Genomic DNA, 2575 nt, shown 5'->3' with positions numbered 1-2575 from the left:
CCCCCCCAGCAGCGGCTGCTTCACTCCACGCGCCAAGCGCTTGCGCCAGGGCGCAATCCGTCCGGCCCCTCACCCCCCTTCAGGTCCCAGCCAGGGTCTCCACCGCCCCGGCTGGGTCCTCGCTGTATCGCTACGTCTCGAGCGCGTTCGCCACCTGCCCGAGCAGGCGCAGCCGCGGCGCGTCCAGCTTGCGCACCGTGCGCAGCAGCCGGCGGACCTCCGGGCGCTCGCGGTACTCCGGCGGGTCCTCCGCCAGCGCGGGCGCGCCTTCCACGCCCGCCATTCCCAGCAGCACGTCCGATGAGCAGTTGAGCACCAGGCACAGCTTGCGCAACGTGCGGACGCTGGGAAGCATGTGGCCGCGTTCCAGGCGGCCATACACCTCGGTGGCGATGCCAACGCGCTCGGCCACGTCGGCCTGGGTCAGCTCCAGCCGTTGTCGCGCCGCGCGGACCGCGTTTCCAATGAGGGTTGCCAGTCGTTGTTCCATGGCGTGCGGAAAACCTGTCGAAAAGAGGGCTTCGTCCCCCCGCATCCAGGCGGAGAGGCACCGGGGAGAAGTGACGGCCGTTGGCTGCCTCGTGGAACACAGATTACGAGTGGGGTCTGACATTCCGGGGCTTCCGGGAGGCCGTGGTGGAGCGTCCGGAATCGAGCGCTTCAACCCGTTGAGACGGAGGTGGCTCGCGCGGCCCCCGCGAGCGCTCGGAAGCCGAAAATTCGGCCTGGGCGGCGTTGTCAATGACGGCCCGGGACGCGCTGGGAAAAGCCCTGGTGTTTCCGTGGTTTACGAAGTGAGGACGTCTGACGTAGGGTGGGCCCCCCGGTAGGTACCGGGAATCCGGTGCAAACCCCCGGTGACTCGGATCCGCAGGCCGCGCCGCGTGCCTCGCGGGGAGGCTGTTGAGGTCGTGAGCGACGAGCGTCCGGACGCGCTGCTCAAGAGCGCACTCGAAAAAATCGTCTACTTCGAGGCGCGTGCCCAACAGCTCCACAGCGAGCTGGCCTCGACACGCGATGAGATGGAGCACCTCAAGCGCGAGGTGGCGGAGACGCATCAGCGCGAGCTGGGCCTGCGCCGTGAGGTCGCCGAGCTGGAGGTCCGCGCGGGTCGGCTCCAGGCCGAGCGCGAGGAGCTGGCCCGGCTCAACCAGGCCCTGCGCGGCGAGCGGAACCAGATGATGGACAAGCTGCTGGACGTGGGGCGCATCCGCGCCTCCTCCCAGGAGCGTGACGACGAGGACGACGACCTGGGGCTCGACCTGGCGTCGTTCATCTCCCAGCTTCGCAGCGAGGTGCTGCTGCGCGGTGAGGCGGGTCCGGTGGCCCGCGGGCTGGTGGTCCCCACGCGGCGCTCGTCGTTGCCGCTGCGTGAGACGGCGACCAGTGTTCCCCTGACGCCAGCGCCGGTGAGCGAGCCGCCCGTGGCCGCTGTCGTCGAGGGCGACGGCCTGTCTCCGGTGGCGCGTGAGGCGCAGCGCTTCCTGCAGGCGGGACGGCTGGGCGTGAGCGCGGCGCAGCACGCGGAGCTGTCCTCGCACGCGGGGTTCGGTGGGACGACGGATGAGACGCTGTTCGGGTTCTCCGTCCGCGAGCTGTCCGCGCAGGACGGCGCGGCCCGGGTGCGCGCCGCGGAGCGATTGAAGGCGCTGTCGCAGCCGGCCGCCGCACCCGCGCTGGCGTCGGCGCTGCACGCGGAGACGGATCCGACGGCGCAGGTTGCGCTGCTCCAGGCGTTCGCGTCGCTGTGCCAGGAAGAGGGCGCGTCGGTGGTGTCGCCGCTGCTCGCGTCGCCGGTGCCGGAGGTGCGCATCGCGGCGCTCAAGGCGCTCCTGACGCTGGCCCCGACGGACGCGGCGCCGCACCTGGCGCAGGCGATGAAGGACCCGGACCGCTCGGTGCGCCGCCGCGCGTCGCTGCTGGCGCTGGGCCTGGAAGGGGAGACGGCGCGGCGGCTGGGCGAGGAGGCCATCCACGACGCGGATCCGGAGGCGCGCGCGCTGGCCGCGCTGGCGCTCGGAGCGGGTGCTGGGGAGAACGCGCGCACGCTGCTGCTGGGCGCTCTGGGCGACCGTGAGCAGCGCGTGCGCAAGGCGGCCGCGCAGAGCCTGTCGCGCATCCTGGGGCAGGACGTGTCGTCGGTGGTGGCCTTGGACGAGACGCACCGCCGCCGGGAGATTCGCCGGCTGGCGACGCTGCCCGTGAAGCCCGTGCGGGCGCGGCTGGAGCAGCCTCGTCCGGCGGCGGCTTTGGTGCACGCGGTCGCGCCAGCAGTGCCTGTCGCCGCGGCGGTTCAGGCGCCGGTGGCGGCGGTCGAGCAGCCCGCTCACGCGGCTGTGGCCGTGGGCGCTGTGAATCGGCAGGCGGTGACTGTCGGGCTCGCGCAGGGGGCTGGTCCGGTGGGGCCTGTGCAAGGGCGAGTGGGCCCCGCGGGAGCGCCGGTGGTTTCCACGTCCGCGCCGACTCCGCAGGCCGCGGCCCCCGTGCATCGTTCTTCCGTGCCGACGCCGCAGGCCGCCCCCGTACAGCGTCCGCCCGCGCCGGCTCCGCAGGCCCCCTCAAGCAACCCCAGTCC

The 2575-nt window shown here is 72.9% G+C and carries 2 protein-coding genes; one reads left to right on the top strand and one right to left on the bottom strand.

From position 1 onward, the window contains the following. Positions 1-130: 130 nt before the first annotated feature. Positions 131-490: a helix-turn-helix transcriptional regulator gene (locus tag G4D87_RS36550; protein WP_163787411.1), complete on the bottom strand. Its 360-nt coding sequence runs from the start codon at positions 488-490 to the stop codon at positions 131-133. A 421-nt stretch (positions 491-911) separates the two neighbouring features. On the opposite strand from G4D87_RS36550, the gene G4D87_RS36545 reads away from it, so the two are divergent. Then, a partial coding sequence (locus G4D87_RS36545; protein WP_240358899.1) for a HEAT repeat domain-containing protein occupies positions 912-2575 on the top strand: 1664 nt, incomplete at its 3' end.

It is taken from the genome of Myxococcus vastator (genome assembly GCF_010894475.1).
In the GTDB taxonomy this organism is placed as follows: domain Bacteria; phylum Myxococcota; class Myxococcia; order Myxococcales; family Myxococcaceae; genus Myxococcus; species Myxococcus vastator.
This window is presented reverse-complemented; position numbering and strand designations above follow the sequence as displayed.

Excerpts from the sequence above, each read along its gene's own strand:
- G4D87_RS36550 (WP_163787411.1), bottom strand. The coding sequence starts at position 490 with ATGGAACAACGACTGGCAACCCTCATTGGAAACGCGGTCCGCGCGGCG.